The organism is Phyllobacterium sp. LjRoot231 (assembly GCF_964253365.1).
Classification (GTDB): Bacteria; Pseudomonadota; Alphaproteobacteria; order Rhizobiales; family Rhizobiaceae; genus Phyllobacterium.
Genome location: NZ_CAXUQT020000001.1, coordinates 3851651 through 3875012 on the forward strand (window position 1 = coordinate 3851651; position 23362 = coordinate 3875012).

The 23362-nt window shown below is 59.3% G+C and carries 20 protein-coding genes; 13 read left to right on the forward strand and 7 right to left on the reverse strand.

Translation table 11 applies throughout. The features are described from left to right. The first annotated feature begins 2 nt into the window (after positions 1–2). The 3 genes from ACSQ3H_RS19250 to ACSQ3H_RS19260 all read left to right on the forward strand — a co-directional run bounded on the left by ACSQ3H_RS19250 (position 3) and on the right by ACSQ3H_RS19260 (position 2810). Positions 3–2159 (forward strand): molybdopterin cofactor-binding domain-containing protein, encoded by a 2157-nt coding sequence (locus tag ACSQ3H_RS19250; protein WP_436118517.1) that lies wholly within the window; start codon positions 3–5, stop codon positions 2157–2159. Between the two features lie 11 nt (positions 2160–2170). Then, positions 2171–2308: a hypothetical protein gene (locus tag ACSQ3H_RS19255; RefSeq protein WP_436118518.1), complete on the forward strand. Its 138-nt coding sequence runs from the start codon at positions 2171–2173 to the stop codon at positions 2306–2308. 109 nt (positions 2309–2417) lie between these two features. Further along, positions 2418–2810 carry a hypothetical protein gene (locus ACSQ3H_RS19260; protein ID WP_436118519.1) on the forward strand — a complete coding sequence of 131 codons (393 nt, stop codon included), beginning with the start codon at positions 2418–2420 and terminating at the stop codon, positions 2808–2810. A gap of 177 nt (positions 2811–2987) precedes the next feature. Here ACSQ3H_RS19260 and ACSQ3H_RS19265 read toward each other — a convergent pair whose 3' ends face one another. Next, positions 2988–4478: a pyridoxal phosphate-dependent decarboxylase family protein gene (locus ACSQ3H_RS19265; RefSeq protein ID WP_436118520.1), complete on the reverse strand. Its 1491-nt coding sequence runs from the start codon at positions 4476–4478 to the stop codon at positions 2988–2990. Between the two features lie 13 nt (positions 4479–4491). Beyond that, positions 4492–5580: a cysteine synthase A gene (cysK, locus tag ACSQ3H_RS19270; protein ID WP_436118521.1), complete on the reverse strand. Its 1089-nt coding sequence runs from the start codon at positions 5578–5580 to the stop codon at positions 4492–4494. 70 nt (positions 5581–5650) lie between these two features. On the opposite strand from cysK, the gene ACSQ3H_RS19275 reads away from it, so the two are divergent. Both ACSQ3H_RS19275 and ACSQ3H_RS19280 read left to right on the forward strand, forming a co-directional pair. Then, entirely contained in the window at positions 5651–7726 is a 2076-nt protein-coding gene (locus ACSQ3H_RS19275) for a transcriptional regulator (protein ID WP_436118522.1), read from the forward strand. 41 nt (positions 7727–7767) lie between these two features. Next, the gene (locus ACSQ3H_RS19280) at positions 7768–10158 is read left to right on the forward strand and encodes a glycosyl hydrolase family 28-related protein (protein WP_436118523.1); all 2391 of its coding nucleotides are present in this window, start codon (positions 7768–7770) and stop codon (positions 10156–10158) included. A gap of 22 nt (positions 10159–10180) precedes the next feature. On the opposite strand, the gene ACSQ3H_RS19285 is transcribed toward ACSQ3H_RS19280, so the two are convergent. Next, positions 10181–10552 carry a hypothetical protein gene (locus ACSQ3H_RS19285; RefSeq protein WP_436118524.1) on the reverse strand — a complete coding sequence of 124 codons (372 nt, stop codon included), beginning with the start codon at positions 10550–10552 and terminating at the stop codon, positions 10181–10183. A gap of 198 nt (positions 10553–10750) precedes the next feature. Between ACSQ3H_RS19285 and ACSQ3H_RS19290 the strand changes: the two genes are divergently transcribed. The 7 genes from ACSQ3H_RS19290 to ACSQ3H_RS19320 all read left to right on the forward strand — a co-directional run bounded on the left by ACSQ3H_RS19290 (position 10751) and on the right by ACSQ3H_RS19320 (position 17206). Beyond that, entirely contained in the window at positions 10751–11521 is a 771-nt protein-coding gene (locus ACSQ3H_RS19290) for a pyrroline-5-carboxylate reductase (protein ID WP_436119499.1), read from the forward strand. 220 nt (positions 11522–11741) lie between these two features. Next, positions 11742–12950: a tyrosine-type recombinase/integrase gene (locus tag ACSQ3H_RS19295; protein ID WP_436118525.1), complete on the forward strand. Its 1209-nt coding sequence runs from the start codon at positions 11742–11744 to the stop codon at positions 12948–12950. An 837-nt stretch (positions 12951–13787) separates the two neighbouring features. After that, complete coding sequence (locus ACSQ3H_RS19300; RefSeq protein WP_436118526.1) at positions 13788–14441, forward strand: hypothetical protein; 654 nt, start codon at positions 13788–13790, stop codon at positions 14439–14441. A gap of 109 nt (positions 14442–14550) precedes the next feature. Continuing rightward, positions 14551–14844, forward strand: coding sequence for a helix-turn-helix domain-containing protein (locus ACSQ3H_RS19305; protein WP_436118527.1), 294 nt, complete (start codon positions 14551–14553; stop codon positions 14842–14844). A gap of 138 nt (positions 14845–14982) precedes the next feature. Then, positions 14983–15189 (forward strand): hypothetical protein, encoded by a 207-nt coding sequence (locus tag ACSQ3H_RS19310; protein ID WP_436118528.1) that lies wholly within the window; start codon positions 14983–14985, stop codon positions 15187–15189. Continuing rightward, on the forward strand, positions 15186–16409 hold the full coding sequence (locus ACSQ3H_RS19315) for a VapE domain-containing protein (protein WP_436118529.1): 1224 nt from the start codon (positions 15186–15188) through the stop codon (positions 16407–16409). Before ACSQ3H_RS19310 ends, ACSQ3H_RS19315 begins: the two co-directional genes overlap by 4 nt. Positions 16410–16486: 77 nt before the next feature. Beyond that, positions 16487–17206: a recombinase family protein gene (locus ACSQ3H_RS19320; protein ID WP_436118530.1), complete on the forward strand. Its 720-nt coding sequence runs from the start codon at positions 16487–16489 to the stop codon at positions 17204–17206. Positions 17207–17351: 145 nt separating this feature from the next. Here the strand turns inward: ACSQ3H_RS19320 and ACSQ3H_RS19325 are convergent, their stop codons facing one another. Next, positions 17352–18026 carry a peroxiredoxin-like family protein gene (locus ACSQ3H_RS19325; protein WP_436118531.1) on the reverse strand — a complete coding sequence of 225 codons (675 nt, stop codon included), beginning with the start codon at positions 18024–18026 and terminating at the stop codon, positions 17352–17354. Between the two features lie 504 nt (positions 18027–18530). Here ACSQ3H_RS19325 and ACSQ3H_RS19330 point away from each other — a divergent pair. Beyond that, a complete protein-coding gene (locus ACSQ3H_RS19330) occupies positions 18531–19178 on the forward strand; it encodes a DJ-1/PfpI family protein (protein ID WP_436118532.1) in 648 nt (215 codons plus the stop codon). A gap of 353 nt (positions 19179–19531) precedes the next feature. On the opposite strand, the gene ACSQ3H_RS19335 is transcribed toward ACSQ3H_RS19330, so the two are convergent. The 3 genes from ACSQ3H_RS19335 to ACSQ3H_RS19345 form a co-directional block, all read right to left on the reverse strand. After that, positions 19532–21190, reverse strand: a complete 1659-nt coding sequence (locus ACSQ3H_RS19335) for a DUF1254 domain-containing protein (protein ID WP_436118533.1) — start codon at positions 21188–21190, stop codon at positions 19532–19534. Positions 21191–21409: 219 nt separating this feature from the next. Next, entirely contained in the window at positions 21410–21781 is a 372-nt protein-coding gene (locus tag ACSQ3H_RS19340; RefSeq protein ID WP_436118534.1) for a hypothetical protein, read from the reverse strand. Positions 21782–21820: 39 nt separating this feature from the next. Then, complete coding sequence (locus tag ACSQ3H_RS19345) at positions 21821–23299, reverse strand: DUF1254 domain-containing protein (RefSeq protein WP_436118535.1); 1479 nt, start codon at positions 23297–23299, stop codon at positions 21821–21823. Between the last annotated feature and the right edge of the window lie 63 nt (positions 23300–23362).

Here is a 23362-nt window from a genome sequence, read left to right on the forward strand (position 1 = left end):
CCATGACCATCCACACGATTAAAAGCACACGCCGGTCCTTCCTCGCAGGTGCCGGGCTCGTCATCGGCTTCACGCTCGCGCCAAGAGTGTTTTCCGCACAGGCAATGGAAGGTGTCCAGGCGGGAGGCGCGGAGACGCTTTCGCAGATGAACGCCTTCGTCAAGATCGGCGCCGATGACACGGTCACGGTGCTGTCGAAGCATATCGAATTCGGCCAGGGCCCATTCACCGGGCTATCGACCATCGTCGCTGAAGAACTCGATGCGGACTGGAGCCAGATGCGGGCGGTGCACTCGCCAGCGGATGACAAGGTCTACGCCAACCTCATGTTTGGCTTGCAGGGCACAGGCGGCTCGACGTCCATTGCCAATTCCTACGAGCAGCTTCGCAAGGCAGGCGCAACAGCCCGGGCCATGCTGGTATCGGCTGCTGCCGCCGAATGGAATGTTCCGGCAAGCGAGATCACGGTCTCGAAAGGCCGGATCAAGCACGCCGCTTCCGGCAAGGAAAGCGGCTTCGGCGCGCTGGCTGCCAAGGCCGCGATGCAAACCCCACCCGCGGAACCCAAGCTGAAGGATCCAAAAGATTTCGTGCTTATCGGGCAGGAGCTTCCGAAGCTCGACACGTTGAGCAAGACCAACGGGACGGCGGTTTTTACGCTGGATGTGACCGCCGACGACATGCTTTACGCAGTCGTCGAGCACCCCGCGCATTTCGGTGCGACGGTCAAATCCTTTGACGACAGCGAGGCGCGCAAGGTGCCAGGCGTCGTCGATGTCAAGCAGGTGCCACAGGGCGTCGCTGTCTATGCCGACAACACCTTTGCCGCATTGAAGGGCCGCGCCGCCTTGAAGGTCGAATGGGACCTCTCCAAGGCGGAAACCCGGTCGAGTGACCAGCTGACGGCGGACTACACCAAGATGTTTGCCGAAAAAGGCATCCAGGCAACGCACAACGGCGATGTCGACAAGGCATTCAGCGGACAGGGTGTGCAGTCGCTCGAAGCCACGATCGCTTTTCCGTTCCTTGCGCATGCGCCCATGGAGCCGCTCGACGCGGTGTTCATCAAGGCCGCCGATGGGTCGCTTGATGTCTATACCGGCGCGCAATTTCCCGGCATGGACAAGAACACCGCCGCAAAGATACTGAACCTCGATCCTGCGAAAGTCCGGATAAACACGCAGATCACCGGCGGCAGCTTTGGCCGAAAGGCGCAGTTCGGCTCGCCTTATATGCAGGAAGCCGCTGCGGTTTTCGGCGCTACCGACGGTACGCGTCCGGTCAAGCACATGTGGACGCGCGAAGATGACATCCGGGGCGGATACTACCGGCCGATGTATGTGCATAAGATGCGCGGCGCGATGGATGGCAATGGCCAGATCGTTGGCTGGGACCAGACGATCGTCGGCCAGTCGATCATGGGCAAGGCCGACCTCGACGATACATCCGTCGAGGGCGCCTCGGACCTGCCATACACGATCCCGAACCTGCGCGTCATTGCGCACAATACCAAACTGGAGGTGCCGCCGCTCTGGTGGCGCTCGGTCGGCCATACGCATACGGGCTTCGCGGTCGAGACCTTCGTCGATGAACTGCTGCAGAAGGTCGGCAAGGATCCAGTCGAGGGCAGACTGGCGCTGCTAAGCAAAGAGCCGCGGCATGTGGGAACGCTCAAGAAGGTCGCCGAGATGGCCAATTGGGGTTCGCCACTGCCCGACGGACGCGAGCGCGGCGTGGCCGTCGTCAAGAGCTTCGGCACTTATGTCGCGCAGATCGTCGAGATTTCGCTCGGTGAAGACGGCGCGCCCCGCGTGCACAAGGTATGGTGTGCCGTCGATTGTGGCATCCCGATCAATCCCAACGTCATCACGGCGCAGATGGAGGGCGGTATCGGCTACGGTCTCGGCGCGATCCTGTTCGATGCAATCACACTTGGAGATGGCGGCAAGATCGTCCAATCCAACTTCCACGATTACCGGTCATTGCGCATCAACGAGATGCCGGCAGTCGAAGTCGCGATCATCCCGTCGACCGAAAAACCGACCGGTGTCGGCGAACCGGGTGTGCCCCCGGTCGGTCCAGCAGTTGCCAACGCCTGGCGGCGACTGACCAATAATCCCGTCCGGCAGTTGCCGATCGTCAACGCACTATCGGCTTGAGGGCGCGCAGGATGAAACGAAATATCGCCTACATCTCGGTGGCAGTCTGCCTTGCCGTCAATGGTGCACTTGCCGTCGCGAATATCTCGTTCGCACAGGACAAGCCCGTGCCAGCGGAAGCCCGCATCGTCGTTCCAATCGATCGCTGACGAGAAACAGCGTTCCGTTGCGCTTTTCGAGGAGGCCGGCAAGGTCATCGAGCATCCGCGCTGCGTCAATTGCCATCCGGCAAGTGACAGGCCGCTGCAGGATATTTCCATGCATCCGCACCAGCCGCCGGTCTCGCGCGGCGAAGGCGGCATGGGCATGCCCGGAATGCAGTGCAACACCTGCCACGGGGCCGAGAATGTGAAAATCGTCGGGCAAGCCGAGACGATCAAGAGCATTCCGGGCAATCCTAACTGGCATCTGGCGCCGATCGAAATGGCCTGGGAGGGCAAGTCTCTCGGCGCCATCTGCAACCAGATCAAGGACCCGCAGCGCAACGGCGGCAGATCCCTGGATGAAATCGTCGAGCATATGGCGCATGACGATCTCGTTGGCTGGGGCTGGCACCCGGGCGATGGCAGAGAGCCGGTTCCCGGAACGCAGGAAGCATTCGGCGAACTGATCAAGGCCTGGGTCGCAACCGGGGCCGCCTGCCCTTCGTAACTTGCTCTAGAGAAATTCGGGTTTTGGCGGAAGCAGCTCTGCCACCCCACCCCGGACCTTTGGTCCGACCCTCCCCATCAAGGGGAGGGTGAAGAGGCGGCCAGGCACGAGCGCCCCACCTCCCCCTGGATGGGGGAGATCGCAGCGAAGCTGCGGGTGGGGGTGTTTTCCACGAAATTATGAAGTGCTCTCGCTTCTGCTGGCGATCTCGCCGCCGAGGCGCAAGGTCTCGCGGATCAGAAGGTCGAGATCTTCCCGCTGGGTTCGATGGTTGTTGACTGCAACGCGCAGGCAATGTTCGCCATGGACGGTCGTGTCCGAGATAGAGGCAGTGCCTTCTTCCTGCAATCTCAGCATGATCTCGGTGTTGAGTGCCTTTAGCCGTTCGCCATCAAATCCCTCCGGGTGATAGCGAAAGCAGACGATGTTGATGTTGGTTACCGCAACCAGTTCCAGAAGCGGCTCGGCTTCGACCAGACTATTGAGATAGTGCCCCTGCCCTATATTCTGGTCGATGAGACGGCCGAATTTCAGGACGCCCTGTTCTTTCAACGCCATCCAGACCTTTAGCGCGCGGAATCCGCGTGAGGTTTGCAGCCCGTATTCGTGCAGCCAATTGGCCGATGCAAGGCCGCGCGATGTCATCTCCAGAAATTCCGGCGTTACCGCGAATGTCTCGCGATGCGCCGCGGCGTCGCGGACCAGGGCACAGCCGACTTCAAAAGGAGCATGCAGCCATTTATGCGGATCGAGCGCGACGGAATCCGCACGCTCGATACCGGCAACGCGCCAGGCATTCTCCGGGGCGATGGCGATGAGCGCGCCGATGCAGCCATCCACATGGAACCAGAGGCCCTCCTCCGCCGCCAGTGTCGCGAGACCTTGCAGGTCGTCAATCGCGCCGGTGTTGACGGTTCCGGCAGTCCCGATCACGCAGGCAGGCCGGAAGCCCGCGGCGCGATCCTCAGCGATTGCTGACCGCAATGCGGAAAGGTCGATCCGCAACTCCGCGTCGGTCCCGATACGCCTGAGCGCCCGGTTTCCCAGCCCAAGCGCCTCCATGGCCTTGCGGTGACAGCTGTGAAGTTGATCCGACCCATAGAAGCGCAGAGGCTTTTCGATCGCAGCAACGCCGTGTTCGCGTACGTCGATGCCAGCCTTGGCGTTCCGCGCCACGGTCAGGCCAATGATATTGGCCATCGAGCCGCCGCTGACCAGCGTGCCGCTGGCCGAGGCTGGAAAGCCCAGCATCTCCTTGCACCAGTTGACGACCTGTTGATCCATAAGCGCGGCCGCATGATTGCCGCCGCCAAGGTTCGAGCCCTGGATTGCCGCCAGGAAATCTCCGAGCGCGCCGGTGAAGTTGCTCGACCCCATGTACCACGACCAGAACCGCGGGTGGATGTTGCCCATTGGATAGGACATCACCGTGTCGGCCACCTCGCGATAAACATCGGCTAGCGGCGCAGCCGATTGCGGCAAAGGGGCGTCGAAGAAAGCCTTGACCTGATCCGGCATGTCTTGCCAGACCGGGCGCTCGCGAACATTGCGCAGGTAACCGACTGCATCATCGATGACCTGGTGCGACAGCGCCTGGACGCCCGCCCAGTCTTCCGGATCGAGCGTTTCTTCGGCGTTCATCCCCACAGACTTGGGCGATGTGTCCATTTCGAACCTCCGGTCATTCCGCAGCGAACTGGAAGCCGGGCGTCGAGCGCGAAAGCGCCGTCTCCTCTTCATCCATTTCGGCTTCGATCCCTTCGAAGAGCGGCGTTGTCATATAGCGTTCGCCCGTATCGGGGAGCATGCACAGGATCACCGAGTCAGCGGCCGCTGTTTCGGCGATGCGATGCGCCACAGCAAAGGTCGCGCCACCGGAGATGCCGGTGAAAATACCCTCCTTTTGCGCAAGCGCCCGCGCCCACTTGATGCTATCCGCTCCGGCCATCGGTATGACCTGGTCATAAAGCTTGTCGTCGATCGCTTCCTGCAGCACGTTCGGAATGAAATCGGGCGTCCAGCCCTGGATGGGATGTGGTTCGAAGGCCGGATGGCTGGCAGCGGGCGCTCCTCCTGCGACACGCTCTTGCACCTGGCCGCTGCCAAGCAGTTGCGCATTGGCGGGCTCACTAAGAACGATCCGCGTCTCCGGCCGCTCCCGCCGCAACACACGGCCAACGCCAGCGACCGTGCCGCCCGTTCCATAGCCGGTCACGAAATAATCGAGCCGCGAGCCGGCAAAATCATTGATGATCTCGCGCGCCGTGGTTGCCTCATGGATGTCGGCATTGGCCTCGGTCTCGAACTGGCGCGCAAGGAACCAGCCGTTCATCTCGGCGAGTTCCACGGCTTTCCGGTACATGCCAAACCCTTTTTGCGCGCGGGGCGTCAACACGACCTTGGCTCCCAGCATACGCATGAGCTTGCGGCGTTCGATGGAGAAGCTGTCAGCCATGGTCACGACCAGCGGATAGCCCTTCTGCGCGCAGACCATGGCAAGGCCGATCCCGGTATTGCCGCTGGTCGCCTCGACGACGGTCTGCCCCGGCTTCAGAGTGCCATTGCGCTCGGCCTCTTCGATGATGTTGAGCGCCAGCCGGTCTTTCACCGACGAAGCCGGATTGAAGAATTCGGCCTTCACATAGATCTTGGCGTGATCGGGAGCGAGATTGTTGATCCTGATTACCGGCGTATCCCCGACCGTGTCGAGAATGCTGTCGAAGAGACGGCCCCGCCCGGCAGTCGTTCTGATTGTCGCTTGTGTTGTCACGATATTTCTCCCTTATGGTTGGTCAGCCGAACCCAGCAAGTCCGGCGCGGGATGCAACTTTTCGATTTCCATGATAGAAGAAAAATGTGGGGGGATCGTGGGAACAAGCGTGGAAACGCACGTGGAATCTGCTTTGGTAGAGCTGACTGGCCATGCTGCCGGCATTTCCGTGCGGATGCTCGGTCCCCTGACAATCGTCCAGAACGGGATCATGCTGGAACTTCCCGCGTCACGCAAGGTGCGCGCTCTTTTCGCCTATCTGGCGCTTGCGCCGCATGCGGTCGGACGCAGCCGCCTCTGCGATCTGCTGTGGGACGTGCCCAACGATCCGCGGGGCGAACTTCGCTGGTGTCTCAGCAAGCTACGAGGTGTTCTCAACGAACCGGGCCGTCAAAGAATTGAAACGTCCGATGACGCGATCAGGCTCGATCTTGACGGCTGTTTCGTCGATGCCATTCACATCGCCTCCGCCGCGGAAGAAGGAATAGAAACGCTCGATCTGCCGCGGCTGCAGGAGCTTTCCAGACTGTTCGCGGGTGATTTTCTCGATGGGCTCGAGATCGATCGCAGCCCGCATTTCAACAATTGGCTGATCGCCCAAAGACGCCGTCTCCGGTCCTGTCACGCTGCTGTGCTTGAACATCTGGTCAGAAGCCTGCCGGCAGATTCGGACGAGATTTTTCCCTATCTGGAAAAGTGGGTCGAACTCGTGCCATTTGACGCGCGGGCGCATCTGGCTTTGCTGACCACGCTGGCGAGGCGCGGTCAGCTTGGTGAATGCGAGAAACACCTTGCTGCGGCAGCCCGGCTGTTCGAATCGGAGGGGCTCGACTTCGGCCCCGTACGTGAGGCGTGGCTGGCGATCAAAAACACAAGGCCAAGCGCCCTGCCATTTGCCGGACTGATCCACCTTCCCGCTGCGCCGCGCGTGGAACTGGTTGCTGCCGAAACTGGCCCCGTTGCAGCCCGGCACGCCTCGCTGGCGGTGATGCCGTTTCTCCATGAGGCTGACAACGCGAGGGGTGGGCTGGCGGACGGCCTTACCCATGACATCATCACCCGCCTCGCCAGGCTGAAAAGCTTTTTCGTGATCGCGCGCGGTTCGGTTTTTGCCCTCGCAGAGCGGAACATCGGTCCCGAGGATGCCGGCCGGAGACTGAATGTGGACTACGTCGCCAGCGGCGCCGTGCGGTATCTGGGAAACCGCATTCTCGTGCGGGTAGAACTGGTCGAGGTGCGCACTGCGCGGATCATCTGGGCCGAGGTTTTCGACCACAAACTGGACGATACGTTTCTGGTTCTCGACGAGATCGGCAACAGGATCGTCTCGTCGATCTCAAGCGAGATCGAGATGGTTGAGCGTAACCGGGCGATCCTCAAGACGCCGAGTTCGTTGAATGCCTGGGAGGCCTATCACCGCGGCCTTTGGCACATGTACCGATTTACGCGGCAGGAAAACGAGCTTGCCCAGCACTTTTTCGGGATGGCGGTGAGGCTTGATCCGACCTTTGCCAGAGCCCATGCGGGTCTGTCGTTCACCCATTGGCAGAACGCTTTTCAAAGATGGGGTGACTATGCAAAGGAGAGCGACCGGGCATACGATACGGCCGGCCAGAGCCTGATTGTCGATGACAATAACCCCGCTGCACATTGGGCCATGGGCCGGGCCCTGTGGCTGCGGCATCGCCAGGACGAGTCGCTCGGTGAACTGGAAAGAGCGGTGGAACTCAGTCCGAACTTCGCGCTTGGGCACTACGCGCTGTCGTTCGTCCAGTCGCAGTCGGGCGATCCGACAGCGGCAATCGGATCGTCCGATCATTCACGTCATTTGAGCCCGGTCGATCCGCTGTTGTTCGGCATGCTGGGTGCGCGCGCGATGGCCCATGTTCGTCTCGGTCAATTCGAGGAAGCTGCAGAATGGGCGTTGAAGGCAGCGGCACGGCCCAACGCCCACGCCATCATTCTGGCGATAGCCGCTCATTGCCTTGCACTCGCAGGACGGCTCGACGAGGGCCGGGCTTTTGCTTCTGCCATCCGCAAGACACTTCCGCAGTATTGCGCTGACGATTTTCTTGCTACGTTCCAGTTTGCGCCTGACACCGAGGCTGTCTTCAGGCAGGGTGCGAAACGTATCGGGCTCGTCTGATTTCAAAGAGCTTCCATCAACGCCGTCATTCAAGGTAGGGCATGAGCCGATTTACGAAATGTCTCGTGCTGATTGTGGCAGCTTGGGTAGGAACGGCACTGCTGCTGCAACAGGCAAGCGCCGACGACAATGCCCAACCAAGTGATTTCGGCTTTCCAGTTCCGAGCCCTGAGCCAGAATTACCCCAGGGCGCAGACGCCTTCAATCCCCCAGCCTTCACCACCAGCGCCTCCGCTCCTGCTATCGCCGAGATTTCAAAAACAGCGGACCGCGATGAAGTCGTTTCGATGACAGGCGCGAATCTGGACGGAACGACCAGCTTCGATGTCTTTTCGCAGGCGCCATCCGGACAGGAAGGATCGGTGATCTCGATCCAGCCATTGCGCGCCGATGATACCGCGGCGACAGTCCTGCTGCCAGAATCCCTCCCCGCCTGGTCGATGTACCTGGTCCAGCCGAAACGCGATGCGGTGGGCGGCAAGGCTTTCGCCATCAACCGCACGGAAGGCTGGTGGCTCGGGCCCGACAATGCCGTGCCCGGCGCGCCGATCTCGGTCTATGGGCGCAATCTCGCAAAGTCCAACGGCACATCGGAATCGTTCATCTATATCAAACCCGCCAACGGTGCCGGCCGTTATGTGATCCCGGTTGCGGTCAATCCATTCAAGGTGGATTTCAAGGTCCCTGACCTCGCAGCCGGATCCTATGAAGTCTGGGTCCACAACGGCCATGGCGGCCGTTTCGGCTGGAGTGGCCCCTTGGCGTTAGGCATTGCGGACCAATCCCCATGGGCCGGGCAGGACCGGCAAACGCTCGACGTGAAAAGCTTCGGCGCCAAAGGTGATGGTGCGGCCGACGATACAGCCGCTATCGAGGCGGCGTTGACGGCGGCGGCAAGCGCCGCTCCGGCGACGGTCCATTTTCCGGCCGGAACCTATGTCATCAATTCGGTGCTCAGAGCGCCGGATAATGTGCGCTGGCTGGGCGACGGTATGGATGCCACCGAGATCAGGCTCGAGAAAAAGACTCCCGGCAGCATGGTTGTCGATGCGAACCGCAATGCGCAATTCGAAAAACTGACGCTCAACGCCAACGGCAATATAGAGTCGCCCCTGCTGTGGATACCATCGGTCTCAAACCTGCGGCTGCAATCCATGCGGCTCAAGGCTTGGGGCACACCGGCCATGGAGGCACACGACGCATCGGGGCTTTTTATCGATAGCTCCGAACTGATCGAGAACGGCTCCTTCTACGGTAGCAGCCGGCAGATTTTCATGAGCAACAACCGGTTTCGTATAACCGGATATGGCGAGTCGGTTGTCGCGCTTTGGGGCGGGCGTGAGTTTTCCATGGTTGGGAATGACCTCGCCAATGCCGACGAGAATCGCGACGACGGACACGGCATCGGCCGATTTTTTGTTGCGCAAGGTCATCACGGCAGCATGACGAACATGTATTGGGGAGACAATGTCTCGCATCAGGCTGCACCCCACGACTGTTCGAAGGTGGACTGCAACAAGGGTGAACAGATTTGTTTTGAGATGGTCGGCAGCGATCTGAAAGACGGTCTCAAGGCAGCCACCGCCAACACGGTTACGTTCTCGTCATTGTCAGCCTCAGACAAGGCCGGAGGCCAGGATCTGGTTATCGTCGGTGGCACAGGTGCAGGACAGCGCCGCCACATCGTCTCGGTGAGCGAGAACACGGCGACTCTTGATAAAGCATGGAATGTCATCCCGGATAGCTCAACCCGGTTCGCCCTTGCTGCTGCGGCTTCGCAGGTCGCGATCTACAACAACGTTTTCCAGGGCCGCCCAAGCTATTTCAAGCATGATTCCGACTCCACCGCCGTCCTGCTCTACGGGAATGTCTATGATGCGGTTGTCGATCAAAACCGCATCTCGCAGATGCGCCATGGCATGATGACTGTCGCCTTGAGCTCGGCCAACGGCTTGAGCCCGTATTTCCTGCAATATTCCAACAACACGGTCAGTGACAGCAATAGCGGGCTTTATGTCGGCACGACCTTCACCGATTCAGGTGTTGCGGGTGTCTGGGGCGGTCTCGGCAATATCTACCGCAAGAACACCTTCACCAGGCTCGCGCATATCGGCGTCGAATATGAATCCTGGGGATATAATGGTGCGGACTACAATGGCACCGTCTTTGAAGGGAACCGGTTCACCAATCTCAAGTTCGGCTTCATCGATGCCTTTCACCTGATGTGGACCTATAGTGGAAACTTTACTGCACCGTCTCTGTACAGTTCACGCAAATACAACACGATCCTCTACAAGAACGTCTTCGACCGGGGGGCGGCACTGGCGCCGGGAAGCGTGGGTTTCAAGACGCTGCAGCCGAAGAACACATGGCTGAACATCGGCTCGACATGGACCGGCTTTGCGTCAGGCAACAAGGGCCCAGCGAATTAGAGCAACAGGTCAGGAGAGATAGTCACCCCGGGCAAACGTCCCAGAACCCGGTCGTCCTGCTGCTGTTGGTATAATACCAGCAATAGCCGGAACGGGGCGGCGATCCTGCAATGGCGACCGCTGTGGCACCCGCAACGAAGCCGATCGCTGCGCCTGCCGCAATCGCTCCGCCTGGCCGCCAGTAGCGGCGCGGATTGACGACAACGACACCGCGCCGCACCGGCGGGCGAACAACGGCACCCCTGCGATATGTCGAGACGGCGGCACAACCGCGCGGGCCGCAGCCAGCGACCGTACGCCGTGCAGCGTCTGCAGACGATATCATCGGGCCAGTCACCATCATCAGCACCGCAAGTACCATCGGCGCGTTTCCAACAAATCCGGAAATCTTCATTGAGTCCCCCCCCAGCTCGGACTTGGCTGCGCCTGACGGGTTGAACCATCGAGGCTTGCATTACGCGTACAGGAAACGCCGATATTCGACCGGTTGCAAGCTGATTTCTTGAGTGGATACACAGTTGCGATACACTTGCGTGGCTCGGCGACGTAATTGAGTTATGATGGACGAACACGTCAAACTTTGCGGGGAACAATGAGACTAGGTTTTGTAGGAACGGGTGTCATCACCGAGGCGGTCATCACGGGCCTGGTAAAATCAAGGTCCGATATCGAGGCTATTGTCGTATCCCCTCGCAGTCAGCACATTGCGGCGCGATTGGCAGAAATGTCGCCGATCGTGCGCGTGGGGAGTGACAACCAGGATGTCGTGGACAGCGCCGACATCGTGTTTCTTGCGGTAAGGCCGCAAATTGCCGAGGAAGTGGTGAAAGAACTCAGATTACGCCAGGACCAGCAGGTGGTAAGTTTCATTGCCGCTGTCCCGATCGAGGCGCTTGCCGGCTGGATCGGCGTTCCCGTAACTATTACCAGGACAATTCCCCTTCCATTCGTCGCTGAGCTGCGAGGAGCGACGGCGATCTATCCTCCCAATGATCAGATTGCGGACTTGTTTTCTTCGCTCGGGACTTCCGTGCAGGCACAAGACCTCAAGCAGTATGACCTTTTTAGCGCGGCGAGTGCGCTGATGGCCACATATTTCGGTTTGTTGGAAGCAAGCGCTCGTTGGCTAGAGGCCGAAGGGATGCCCTATGATCAGGCGAGTATCTTTTTAAAACGGCTCTTTGCTGGCCTGTCCCACGCAACGGACGCATCAAAGGAACAATCGTTTGAGGCAATGGCTTCTGATTTTTCGACAAAGGGCGGCTTAAATGAACAGGTCTTTGCCGAGTTTAAGGAAAATGGTGGAACAAGGGCTCTGACACTTGCTCTCGAATCGGTGCTCAAACGCATTGAACAGCGATAAATTAGCAGGAACAGATAATGCTTTGTTTTTAAATAACAAATATCGATGAAATGGCGGAGAGGAAGACCGCTGTACCCATCGTTCTTCGGCCTCCGCTGGCGTTCGCCAGTGTATGCCAATCTCCTTGATTTTATTGGCATTACTCTCCATTTCCATCTGTCAGCTTTCACCGACATGTGCTATCAACCGACAATAAAGGTGCAGGGAAAGGTGCAGGGAGATGGCGAGGCCAATTCACAAATTGTCGGATGTCGAGGTCAAGGCGGCGGGGCCGGGGCGGCACGGTGACGGCGGCGGTCTCTGGCTCGAGGTGACGCCCTCGGGCTCGCGAGCGTGGTTGTTCCTGTTCAAGATCGGCAAGCGACGGACCGCTATGGGCCTTGGCGGATATCCCGGCACATCCCTTGCCAAGGCGAGAAAGCTTGCGGGTGCCGCGCGCGATGCCTTGTCCGAGGGCCGCAGCCCGCTGACCGAAAAGCACAAGGAGGCCGAACCGAATTTCGCGCAGGCGGTCGAAATGTTTCTTGCCGACAACAAGACGGCGTGGCGCAACGAGAAGCATCGGGCGCAGTGGGATATGACGCTGGGCGATGCCTATTGCAGCCATCTGCGGCCCCTCATGGTGTCGGAGATAGGGACGGAAGACGTGTTGAAAACGCTGCGCCCGATATGGCAGACGAAGTCCGAAACCGCCAGCCGCTTACGTGGAAGGGTTGAGCGAATTTTGGCATTCTGCAAGGCCAAGGGCTGGCGCTCGGGGGAAAACCCGGCGCAGTGGCGCGGTCATCTTGATGCAGCCTTGCCAAAACCGGAGAAGCTGAAGCGGCGCTGTCATCACAAGGCGATGCCCTATGCAGACGTCCCCGCCTTCGTTGCCCGGCTGCGCGGCTCGGACGCCATGGCTGCGCGCGCGCTGGAGCTCCTGATCCTGACCGCAGGCCGATCGGGCGAGGTGCTGGGGGCCCGCTGGGACGAGATCGACCTTGAACGCGCCATTTGGACTGTTCCCGCTTCTCGCATGAAGGCGGGAACGAAACATGAAGTGCCACTGTCGCCACGAGCCGCCGCCATCCTCGAGCAGTTGGCAGAGGAGCGCAAAAACGCCTTTGTGTTTTTCGGCCAACGCAAGGATCGTCCGCTGTCGGCCTCGTCGATGGAGATGCTGTTGCGTCGGCTCAAGGCGAAGGACGCGACCACGGTCCATGGTCTCCGTTCGAGTTTTCGTGATTGGGTTGGCGACGCGACCGCTTTCCCGCGCGAGCTTGCCGAGCATGCTCTGGCGCATCGAGTTGGCGACGAGACCGAACGAGCTTACCGACGTTCCGATGCCCTCGAGAAGCGCCGCAAGCTCATGGTCGCGTGGGCCGACTTCGTCGAGGGCGGCAAGGCCAACGTGCTGCGGTTCGGAAAGAGGGGGCACCGGTCGTGATGGCGTTGGTTGATAACAAAATGGGTATTTCGTTATCACCTCATGCCATCCTTAGATGGTCACGAAATCCCCATTTCGTCATCACCTAACCTGTCCACTTTACGCCATAAAGTGGACACCTAACCTGATAACTTCAGGGCGAAAAGTTATCATCCAAACCCGCTCACTTTATACCCTTAAAGTGAGCAACCCAACGGAGGCTGAGATGGGTCGACCACGGGACCTGTCAGGCTATAGTTTCGAGCGGGCCTGTGCCGAACTGGAATGGATGCTCGAGGAGGGCCGCTAGCAGTCGCTCGGCTTTACCGACATCAACAAATTTCTGGCAACTCTCGACTTTTCCGATTTCCGGGTGGTGCTCGAACAGCGCAAGAAAATTGCCAGGCGGCTGCAGGAGACCACGGGCCAGCTGCAGTTCTTTCCGGCCTGCGGTCAAGTGCAGAGTTTATTAGCGTAAACTGTACACCTTGCGAGGCTCTTCCCGGCGTTGGCTGTCCACGTTTACCGACGATAAAGGTGGACATTGAACGTGGTCACGAAACCCGCATTTCGTGACCACCCAACCTGCTTACTTTATCGATTAAAGTCAGCAAATAACGGCGTTACTTTTCGCCATAAAGTAACGGGTGTCGCGGCATGAGTAGTGGAAAGGGCAAGGCCTCCGCCTCGTCGATGCGCCGATCTTGAGGCTTCATGTAAATTGATCGAACAGGCTGGACGTCTCGACGCCTTGGAGCCAATATCGTAGCGCAGGGATAGGAGGCATCCGACAAACTGGCATTGCACCGCCGGTTTTCCCTGCGCCCCTTCCCACGGTGCGGCGCGAGGTGCAGCGCGATGACATCCCGGAAACCGCTAACGCAGTCGCGGCCCACCAATCGCCGTGGGACCGTCGAATATGTGAGGCTCATTTCTTGGTGCCTGACCCGCTGGTACGCCTTGCCACCGCTCGAGGGAAAGCAATTTCAAAGCTTGGTAAGCAAGCTGCAGCGACTGCAGCTCGAAATCGCCGTCGAACACGCGCATCTTGTTTATGGCGGACTTGTCGCCAAGCAGTTAACCGGCCTCATTAGTAGCCTCGACATCCTTTCCCGGTTTGCCAACGACCCCAAGACTGAGCCCGCCAAATCGCGGCTCGCGTCGAGACGACTATCATCCGGAATTTCCGTTTCCGGATGGATGGCGCAGGCAGAGGAAGCCTACGCCATCATCCGCGCCGACGCTGGCCTTGTACTTTTACCGGAAGGCGGTCTGTTCGAGAGTGGGGGCTCGATAACATCCGGCACGATCAGGACGCAGATGATCAGCAAGACGCTGCCCGAATTATATCGCACCTGCTACCCCCGCCGTCCATTCGAGATGAGGCTGGAGCAATGTGCGCTGGAACGGTGGGGCCCCGGGCCATTGTTTATTGCGATTGTCGCAAGGTTCCTCGGCCTCGGAGCTGTGACCGGGGAGCAAATTCATAAGGCCATGCAACGGCTTGAATAGCTTCGAGGGGACAAGCTGGAATAATTCGATGTCCTTGTCCCCATGCCAACACCGTTAAATCGTGCCACCTTACCTGAGTTTTCGTGTTCATCGAGAAGGAGGGATGGCCATGCAAGAGCATGAGCAGAAAGGGTGGCCGGGCATCGACAAACGGGCCGCGCTGTCGACCAAGGAGACCTGCATTTACCTCAACATCGGACTGACAACTCTCTACCGCGAGCTTCAGTCTGGTCGGCTGCCATTCCGGAAAATCGGCAGGAAGACGGTCATTCGAAAGGTCGATGCGGAGCAGTGGCTAACAGACCTGCCAACCGATCTCGGTCCGCCCGTTTCAAATCCCGCAGAGCGAACCGAGCTCAAGCAGCAGTTTGCGCCGAGCCATCCGATCGGCAGCCGCTGGTAAAATCAAACCCGCCGGGCGGATGGCACCGCACGACGGGTCGGGAAATTGCAGGTCACTCTGAAGTGGTTGACTTATAGCACATTCTCGACCTCCCGCGCAAAGCCTCCGCACGGCCTCTCTCAGGAAGGGAGGTCACGAATGCCAAACAAAATAAGAGCTCGTGTGGCCGATCCGCACGCCGAGTTCCGCGTCCACAGTGCGGCGCTTTGGCTGCGCCACCATAGTAACCTGAAAACCATGGAAGCGCTTGATGTCTGTCGCCGTCGTTATGGCCTGAGCGCCAGCCAATTTTTCGATGCTGCCGAGCTGGCACGCGAAATGCGCAACTTTTGGCCGCCGCTATGAACCGCAGTAGCGTCTTGAAGTGGCGCGAGGCCGCGGCTGTGCCGGATTGGCACGAACGTTGTGTCATCGGTAGCGGCGGAGCGCTGCTGCCTGTACTCGCCAATGCCGTAACCGCGCTGCGCGAGGCCGACGAACTCGCCGGGATACTCGCCTACGACGAAATGATGCAGCTTCCGATGCTGAAGGCGCTGCCGGGCGAGGACGCATTTCCGATGCGCCCGCTCACTGATACGGACGTCGGCGTTATCCAGATTTTTCTGCAGCGCAATGGCCTCGGCAAATTGGGGAGGGACCCCACCTTTCAGGCGGTCGACATCGTGGCAAGGGACAACGCTTACCATCCGGTGCGCGACTATCTCGAAAATCTCGCTTGGGACGGCGAGCGCAGGCTGTCGTCCATGCTCGTCGACTATTTCGGCGTTGCAGAACGCAATGACTACACCGAGCAAATTGGTGAAATGTTCTTGATCTCGATGGTAGCGCGGGTCATGCAGCCCGGCTGCAAGGTCGATCACATGGTTGTGCTGGAAGGCGCTCAGGGCTCGAAGAAATCGCAGGCCTGCGCCATTCTTGCCGGTGATTGGTACAGCGACAATTTGCCGGACATCTCACAGAACAAGGATGTTTCGCAGCATCTTGCCGGAAAATGGTTGATCGAGATCAGCGAACTTTCTGCCATGTCGAAAGCCGAGACGAGCACGCTCAAGGCCTTTCTGACACGTCAGGAAGAGCGCTACCGGCCTAGCTATGGACGCCGGGAAATCATCCAGCCGCGCCAGTGCTGCTTCATCGGCACGACCAATGAGAGCCTTTACCTCAAGGACGCGAGCGGCGGCAGACGGTTCTGGCCGGTAACAACCGGCAAGATCGATACTGCATCACTGCAGCGGGATCGGGACCAACTATTTGCCGAAGCCGTTCAACTTTACCACGCAGGCAGCGCATGGTGGCCAGATCAGAAGTTCGAGAAAGAACACGTCAAGGCCGAGCAAGATGCGCGCTTTGAGGCCGACGCCTGGCACGAACCCGTTGCTGACTACCTCACAGAGCACTTAACGACGACGATTTTCGATGTCGCGCGCAACGCGCTCTACATCGAGACGCAACGTATTGGAACCGCCGATCAGCGCCGCATTGCCAGCATATTGGAACAATTGAGCTGGAAGCGAGGGAAAATGAACTGGAAGGGCAGGATCGATTGGCACAGGCCTGAGGAATGACCACAGAGCATAACCACAGAGCACAGAACAGAACACTATCCTATAGGAGGGCTATAGAGCATCCTCTATGGGGTTGTATGAAAAATTCCTCTGTGTCCTCTGTGCTCTTTGGTGCCTCACGGCTTCGTCGTGGCTGCCCCCACCCGGCTTCATCGGCAGGCGGGGTGGTGGGGCCGATGTGGGGCCCCGGACGAGCAAAACTCGACAGACTGAGCCGGAAGATGTCGCTGATTGCCTCGATCATGGATGACAAGAAGGTCAAGCTGAGGGTGGCGTCGATGCCGCATGCCGACAAGTTCCAGCTACACATTTACGGCGCACTGGCCGAGCAGGAGCGTGAGTTCATCTCGAAGCGCACGAAGGCCGCACTGGCAGCCGCAAAAGCGCGTGGTGTCAAGCTAGGCGGCTACCGAGCTGGTAGCCTCGACAAGCGAATTGCCGCGCTGAAAGAAAATGCCGACGCTGACGCCCGGCGCGTAGTTGGAATTATCCAGCCAATGCGGGATTTTGGGATGACGCTGCGGGCGATTGCCGTCGAACTGGACAAGCAGGGCATCGAAACCCCACGCGGAGGCACCTGGACGGCCATGCAGGTCAAGAACACGCTCGATAGGATGGCAAGGCTTGCTTCGCCGGAGCTGCCGCTTCAGCCGTCCAAGGCTGTCCCAAGCACCGCAGCAGTTCCCGTGACGGAGGCCGGTTCAGTCCGCTCAGACGATGACGGAAACATAATTCAGGCGGCGCTGGAGCGGGCCCGTCGGCTCAGGACAGACGACAACAAAAGCGAGCGGTCATAACACGAGGACCGGGGAATGGCCCCGGTCATCCCGCCCCGGCTTTGTCCGAAGGCGGCGGGCGGAGGAGGGTGTGGGGCCCCTATCAGGCGACGGCCCGCCAACTTCGCGTAATCCATGCGCCTAGCCCGACTACCGAAGCTGCGCCTTACTTTCCGATTTGCGACGCTGCCGACATCAGCTCCTGAGTGTTCGGGGCGCCGAATAGGCCGCCATCGAGTACCTCAGTGGAAGTCCAGCGAACGACGCCGTCGCGATCCAGCAGGAACTGGCCGACGAGCTGCCCCATGCCGGTCGCCATCATCTGCTGATCCGCTTCAGTGATATCGTAGCCGTCTTTCTTGTTCAGATACTCGAGCGCCGCAAACGGGTCCATCGGCTCCGACATTTCGCCCGGCAAGTCGACCCGCATTGACTTCGCATCGCTCATCGAAACCTTTTGCGGCCATGCACTCTCGTCCTCGGTGAACTGCATGTTCGGCAGTCCAAAGGCGCGGTGTGAAGTCCGCTCGGGATCGGATGCCGCGACTAGGCCTAGCATCGGATGGTACCGGAGATAAAGGCGCGCCCGCTCGACAGGTGTGTTGACCACCGTCAGGCTTTCGACGCCCTTCGCATTGAGGGCTGAGGTGAGTAGCGAAAGTGTGGCGATATGGCGCCTGCAAAATGGGCAATGCAAGCCTCTATACAGTCCGACCAGCACTGGTTTCTCGCCTCGGAAATCGTCGATGGCGATCTTGCCGTCGCGGGTAATCGCGTCGAGCACGAAATTGGGCGCCGTTTCGCCAAGTTGCAGCGGGCTTAAGTCGAGACGTTCTGACATGCTGATCCCCTCCTCGCGGGTCAATTCACAACGGATGCAGGCGGGTGGCTTGATCCCATGTGCGGCACATACTTCCTAGGCATGCTGAAAATGGCGATCGGCCTTAGGACAGCGTCAAGGTCGAACGTCGATAGTCCATTTATAGCACGGAGAGGGCTGACGCTAGTGTTCTTACGGACGGGCATGCTTTTACACTAGATGGCGCCCCACGAACGCAGGACCTCCTCGCGCAGACGATCCCACAGCCAACTGCTGGCCTCGTCACTCCATAGCTCAATTTGCAACCGGATGTGAGTTACTCTCCGCTGGGTCGGCTGACCCCCCGGCTTCATCGGCAGGCGGGGTGGTGGGGCCGTTGTGGGGCCTCATCGGCTCTGCCGTCGATCTGATCTGGATGCCGTAGCCTGCTGTCGCGCCACGCAGCATTAGACGCGCCGGGCACCTGTTTTTGCTGCTCACCATGACCGGCGATCTGGCCTAGCCGTAACGCCGAGAAAGGGTCGCATGAGCCGTAATGTCGCTATTCTGATCTTCGATGACGTCGAAATCCTCGATTTCGCCGGGCCGTATGAGGTCTTTGCCACTACGCGCCAGCATGATCCTGATCCGCCGTTTTTCGTCTACACCGTCGCCGAGAAGTCTGAGCCGGTGTCGGCGCGCAATGGCCTGAGCGTCAACCCCCGCTATTCTATTTACGACTGCCCGGAGCCCGACATTGTGCTGGTCCCCGGCGGACGCGGCACGCGGACGATCATTGACAATCAGGCAGTGCTTGATTGGATCAAGAAGGTCGACGGCATGACCGACCTGACGCTGTCGGTCTGCACTGGCGCGCTGGTGCTGGGCAAGGCGGGGCTGCTCGACGGGCTGGCGGCGACGACCTATCACACGGCGTTTGAGGAGCTAAAGGCGGTCGCGCCGAACACGGTGCAGCGTCCCGGCGAGCGGTGGGTCGATAACGGTCGGATCGTCACCTCGGCGGGGGTCTCGGCAGGCATCGACATGTCGCTGTACGTGGTTGGCAAGCTGCTCGGCGCGGCACAGGCCGACGAGACGGCCCACTACATGGAGTACGAGCACTGGCGCGGTATGCCGCCGGAAGAACAGAAACGAGGTGGCGAGAACCGAGGAATGAGAAAAAGCGTCGGGTGAATTTCCCGATTGCGGGCCTCATGCGCTAGAGCTGAGAGTGCCCTCCCTTAGGCCCGGCAGCTACCCCGGCTTCATCGGCAGGGTGCCTTGGGTTGGTGAAAAGGGGCCACCTCGAAGAGCCATTTCATTCGTCTTTAGGTGTCCTCTTTACCCGACAACGCATCCGCGAAACTCATGGGTGTGTGCACCGAGGCATTAACTACCACCAAGCGCTTCTTAAGATCGTCGGCGACCAAAACGGAAAGGATTTTACCATCGCTTCGGAAGAGCGGCCGAGTAAAGGGATGGAGCGGCGCGATCCCATAGCTCTCGTCCTCGGATCGCGTGCCGCCCTATGGCCAATGCTGCCGGATTTATTGAACTAGTTCTATCTCGCTCGGTCGCCATTCCTTCGTGAAGAACGGTTCGAGCGGGCTGTAGAGCCGGAGGACCGTGAACCAGCCCTTATCTGGATCGGTCTGTATCCAGTTGCCGTCACCAATTCCTTCCGGTTTGCTAGGACCGAAATACACGGTTGTCGACCCGTTGGCCGCCGCGACGGCGGCAGGTGACGGGTAGCTCTGGCTGCCAGCCCGAGGATAGCGTTGTGGTGTATCGAGCATCGAGCGCGTCTGGTTGTCGTAAACGGTGAAGGACCAGAATTTCCCCGCAGGAATGTTCGCAGGCAGGCTAACCTTGTAGGTCTTGCTGCCGTCAAAATAGTCACCTTTGGTATCCACGGTTTGAATGAGGTACTGTGAGCCGATGTCGGTCAGCCGCATGATCATCGCGGGAGTAATGAATGTGTAGCCAAAAAACATGATAGTGCGGACGTTGAGGGTGCGCGCACCCGTTGGCGGGTTCAACGTGATAGTTCCGTCGGGGCTGACCTCAGGTGGCGGCGTCTCCATGTTGTAGCCACCGAGGAAGAGCGGGTTGAACCAAGTGGAGTTTGGGTAGTAGTAACCACCGTCCGAAGGACGCCACTTGAAGTTCAGGGTGCGCGCCGCAGCATTTCCGATCGCGGCCGCATCGGTCAGGATCTTTTTCATCCGCGCATCGGGATTGAACGGCTTGCCCTTGACGATACCAATGGCGGCGAGCGACCCCATGATCTCCGGGTCGAGCGCGCCGACAGGCTCTTTCTGCACCACGTCGTTGAGCAACTCGAAGTAGCTGAAATCACTTGGCGGTATGGTGTTCATGACCTTACCGCTGCCTTCGGCAAACGTAACGGGCTCCTCGGGCCGCAGAAAGGCCCAGTCCAGCTTGTGGTCAGGCGTGCGCGCCAACGTCCCCTTACCCTGCAACGCGGAGCCGATGCTGGTGCCATAGCCGCCGGGGAGGTACGGGTAAACCTTGAGGGTCTTCTTGATCTGCGCGACAACGGGCTTGGGGTCATCCTTCTCGAGGAAAGACCGCCCGAGCAGCGTCGCGCGGGTGGTGCGCATTTTCTGGACGAAGTAGCCGCTTTCAGGCAACTCGCCCTTGTAGTCGGGCGGCACAAACAGGTACCTGCCTCCCTCGCCGCGGTCGGGACCGGGAAGGCCAAAATCTGTGATCCACTGGAACCACATGTCATCGACCACGCCGAGCGAAAGCGGCGGTGTCTCGACCACGATCGGTCCCTTGGTGACGTCGAGATTGACCCAGAAATAGATTGTGTCCGCATTGGCCGTCAGGAACAGGGATTTCGCATCCATCAGTTCGGAGAAGATCAGGGCTGTGTTGTTGGGGACGCCCGCATCCTCCAACCCCTTGAAGATGGCCGCCACCGAAGCGCCCTGATAGGCATTCACGAACGCCTCGACACCGTGCATCAGGTCGAGATAGTCGTAGGCTTTCGCCACCGTCTCATCGCTCGGTGCGCCATCCTTGTATTTCAACGTGCCAATGCTGCTCTCGACGCTATCAGGCGTCATGACCTGCGCTGGTATCTTGCCGCCACCGTTGGCGTCCTGGGCCTGGGCATTTGAGACTGCGGCGCAAAACAGCGCAACGACGACGAGTTTTTGCCTGTTTGTGGTCCTCATGATTTCCCCTCCTAAGTGAATGTTAATGGCAGATCATCGGCATTCCCGAATAAATCCAGTATGCAGCAGCGATCATCCCGCCGAGCCAGACGATGGCTGGCCAGCGACCCTCCTGCCAGAGCAGACGCAGAAACGATGTTTGTGATGATTGACTGACCGCCTCAGCGCCCCGAGGAGCCGTTGCACTGCCGCCAGACATCAAGTTGCAAGGCACATGTGTCATCGGTGTTGCCCCGCTGCCCGGCGGATGCCGCCATAGGCGTAGATGACGCCAAGGAGATAGACTGCGATGCACACCGCCTGCAAAGCGAGCCATGTCACCTTGCCTTGGGTAATCGGCGTGTAGAAGAAATTCGGCCAGACCGCAGCGACTGCGTAATACCCGACGAACCCAGCCAGAAATTCCGCAAGGATGCCGACGGCGCACAGAGCTGGAGCTAGGCGCTCAGCGTTCGTGACCGACGTCATTGCACCCTCCCGCGCCAACACGAGATAGCAAAGACCGATCGCGATCATCGCCAGACTGCCGAGTTGTGCGACGTAGACCGCCAGCGAGGCTCCGCTGAAACCTGCGTGGGTTGTAACTGTCATTGATGCCTCCCTTGATGGAAGTTTATTGGCACCAGTTTTCTAGTTTGACTGCTTAATGTCTGGTGGCAGCCATTTTCCGCTCAGGACAGCATCCTCGGGCCAATAGAGCCGCAAAATCAGCGAGAAGTGGCCTTCGGGTGCCGGGAGCCAATTGGCTTCGTTCTCCTTACCCGGTGATTTCGCGCCAAGGTAAAGCGTCAGCGATCCGTCCTCTGCGTATTTGAGGTCCTTGTTTTTCGTGCCGAGCGAGAAGCGGTTCAGCGGGTTCGGATGGAAAAACTTGACGTCGTTGTACATGGTCAAAGACCAGAACCCCTTCACGGGCGGGACTTCGCCCTTGGCGAAGGTGATGGTGTATTGCTTGGTGCCGTCAAACGGTTTCCCTTCGTTATCGAACTCGCGCAAATTGTATCGCGTTTCCGCAGACGTGTTCTGGTACATGCTCGATTTGCTGATGGCGGTCCGGTTGAGGTAGTCGGTTCCCCATTCCGCTGCATTCTCCGGGACGGTCCAGCCATTGCCAATCGCCCTGCCGTTGTATTGGAACTGAAACAGTGGCTCGATGAGGTCTTTCTCGGCCGTTACAAACGATGCAACCAATGCCTTCTTGGTCTCCGGGTTCTTGGAGGCGGCGTCCCACACGGACGTGATCCAGCCGTAGAGCGCTTCTTCACCCGGCAGCGGCGGCACCTCCTTCATGACGACGGGCAACTCGTCGTAGTAGGTTTCAGGTTTCACCCACTTGCTTTCGCCTTTCGGCGCATCTGACGCTGCAGCCGGGACCGGGAAATCCGGCGATTTGCTGTAGTCCTTCGTCTTCATCTTACCGTCAAACTGGCTGAGCGGGTACATGACGATCTGGTCGATAACGGGCTGAACCGCCTTGGTATCTTCGGGCGTAGCGTCCTTGAAGATCCGAGGGACGATGAATACGAGATCAGTTGACGAACGGATCACGTCGGTGATGCCCTTGGGCAGTTCACCGTTCCAGTTCTGGCCGACGATCATGTAAAAACCGGGCTTGGTTCCATATTGCTGGCCGATCCGGCCAATTTCGTCGGTGCGCTGATCATACATCGCGTAGACGTAAAAGCGGTCGCCGAAGTCTGGCACCTGAATGACCGTCGGTTCCTTGTCGAGCGCCGTAAACCCTGCTCCATAGGCCACATCCTGATTGGGGCACACGATGAAGGTCTGATCCGGCTTGATGTAATCGGTCAGCATCTGATTGAAGCCGACAGGGGCCACCGGAAGAGCACCGCCCAACAATCCCGGCTCGGGCGCAGCCCTGAACGCTTCGCGGCGATTGTGCGCGTTCACCAATGGGTATCCCCACACATACGCCATACGGCCAACCAACTGAACGTATGCGTCAGTCATTGTGTTGCCGGGAACGGGACCGGGGACCTCCGCCGCAGTCTTGGGAATGGGCACCTGCACGGTTTCGGCCATGCCCAAGCCCGGCATGACGATTGTCGTACTCAGCATTGCGAGTGCAAGAAATCCAACGTTCTTCATTTGGTACCCTCTCGTGTCGGAAACCCTTGGCCGATGGAATGCATGCTTCGAACGAAACGCCAG